The sequence below is a fragment of the Streptomyces sp. ERV7 genome (assembly GCF_001653515.1).
Lineage (GTDB): Bacteria > Actinomycetota > Actinomycetes > Streptomycetales > Streptomycetaceae > Streptomyces.
On the sequence record NZ_LYOY01000082.1, the window covers coordinates 1 to 1,946 of the forward strand.

Here is a 1,946-nt window from a genome sequence, read left to right on the forward strand (position 1 = left end):
CCGCCGCGATCTCGGCGGTGAAGCGGGTGCGGCTGTCGGCGGTGTCGGGGTCGATGCCGCTGGCCGTGCAGAACTCGGTGAACTCCTCCGGGTCGAAGAGGGCGACCGTGGTGTGCAGTCCCTGGGCCGCGAAGGATCTGAGCAGGCCGTCGACCTGGCGGAGATAGGCCGTGTGGTCGTCGAAGGCGAAGGACCGGTAGCGCGTCATCGCCTCGAAGTCGTATGCGTCGGCCAGCAGCCCCACCGTGCTGGGCGTCTCCCTGCGCAGGGTCCGCCGCATGGCTCTGGCCGCCTGGACGGGCCGGGAGCCGCGGGGTGTCCGGGACCGGGTGGCGGCCGTCGGGCTGGTGGATTTCCTGGAGTTGCGGATGTGCGCCATGTTTCCCCCTGAGCGCTGTCGATCAGTGCTCACTCACCGTAACCGGCGGCACTGACAATGCCGGTTTCGGCAGCCGGTCCCGTACCAGGCGGTGCTGAAGACAGCAGGTCAGAGCGATGACGGCGCCGAAGGCGGTCCAGCCGACGGGGCCGGTCGCGATCGCCGCGGTGACGGCGAGTGGTCCCGCGCTGCGCTGGGCGGACTGGGCCAGGCCGTGTACGCCGAGATAGCTGCCCTGGGCCTGCTCCGGGGCCAGGGCGATCGAGAGTTCCCATGAGACGGTGGCGTGGATCATCTCGGCCAGGGTGAACGCGGCGGCCGAGACGGTCAGGCAGATGCTCGCCGTTACGGCGCCGTGGACGGCCGAGGCGGCCATGGCGACGCCGGCGGCGCCGAAGACGGCGGCGAGCGGGAGGAGCAGACGGTGTGCCGCCTTGGTGGTGGCGCCGAAGCGGGCCAGGGGGACCTGGAGGGCCACCACCATCACGTTGTTGAGCACCATCAGGAGTGGCACGAGGCCGTGGGGCGCGTCCGTGGCGGAGACGGCCCAGAGGGGGATGCCGACCTTGAAGACGGCGTCGTCCATGAAGAGGACCGCCTCGGTGGCCACATAGGCCAGGTAGGCGCGGTCCTTCCAGGGGCTGCCCGGTCGCGCCTTGGGGGCGGGCTCCTTGGAGGTGGCGACAGTGCGCGAGGGCGAGGGCGGTTCGGCGCAGCGGGCGGTGACCAGGGCGGCGCCGACGAAGGAGAGGGCGTCTCCGGCGAGCAGCCACTGGTAGGCGGCCGTGGTGGCGAGCGCGAGGGCGGCCGCCGCGGCGAGGCCCCCGACGGCCCAGCCCGCGTTGGCCAGGGTGCGGCTGACGGCCTGGTAGCGGACGCGGTCGGGGCCGGCGACGCGGGCCGCGTACAGCTTGGTGAGCACGTTGGCGGAGCGGTCGCCGAAGCTGCCGACGGCCGAGTACACCAGCAGGAGCACATAGTTGTCGGTGGTGAGCAGGGCGGCGGAGGCCAGTGCGCGCAGGACCTGGAAGACGATGAGCACGCGGGTGAGGGGCAGCCGGTCGGCGATGCGGCCTCCCAGGGGGGCGCCCGCGATGCCGACCGCGCCGGCGAGGGCGACCAGTGTGCCGACCTGGGCGACCGAGAGCCCGGCCACGTAGGTGAAGTACAGGACCGAGACGGCTGCCCACAGGCCGCTTCCGGTCCGGTCGACGAAGGCGACCCAGAGCATCAGTCGGCCGTCGCGGCCTCCCGGGACTCGTTCCCACAGTGCGGCTCGTCGGCTGCGCGATGTCACTGTTCCCCCTTGACTGGCATTATGTATTGATACATAGTTCAGTACGTGGCAGAACAATATGCGATCAGTGGTGCCTCGGCCAAGGGAATTGCCGCTTCCGTCGAACGGGCCGTCGCCGACGGCGGGTTGGCCCCGGGCGACACCCTCCCCCCGGTCCGCCGGCTCGCGGACGACCTGGGAGTGAGTCCCGGCACGGTGGCGACGGCGTACAAGGAGCTGCGCCGGCGCGGTGTCGTGGTCACGCACGGGCGGGGCGGGACCGTGGTCGCC

At 71.8% G+C, this 1,946-nt stretch carries 2 protein-coding genes and 1 pseudogene; 1 reads left to right on the top strand and 2 read right to left on the bottom strand.

All coding sequences use genetic code 11. The features are described 5' to 3' along the window. Window positions 1-280: pseudogene (locus tag A8W25_RS30500) on the bottom strand (hypothetical protein); the annotation flags it as partial. Window positions 281-401: 121 nt separating this feature from the next. Further along, complete coding sequence (locus A8W25_RS30505; RefSeq protein WP_067167670.1) at window positions 402-1,610, bottom strand: MFS transporter; 1,209 nt, start codon at window positions 1,608-1,610, stop codon at window positions 402-404. A gap of 111 nt (window positions 1,611-1,721) precedes the next feature. Between A8W25_RS30505 and A8W25_RS33080 the strand changes: the two genes are divergently transcribed. Then, on the top strand, window positions 1,722-1,946 hold a 225-nt coding region (locus A8W25_RS33080), incomplete at its 3' end, for a GntR family transcriptional regulator (RefSeq protein ID WP_158942819.1).

Excerpts from the sequence above, each read along its gene's own strand:
- A8W25_RS30505 (WP_067167670.1), bottom strand. The coding sequence starts at position 1,610 with ATGCTCTGGGTCGCCTTCGTCGACCGGACCGGAAGCGGCCTGTGGGCA.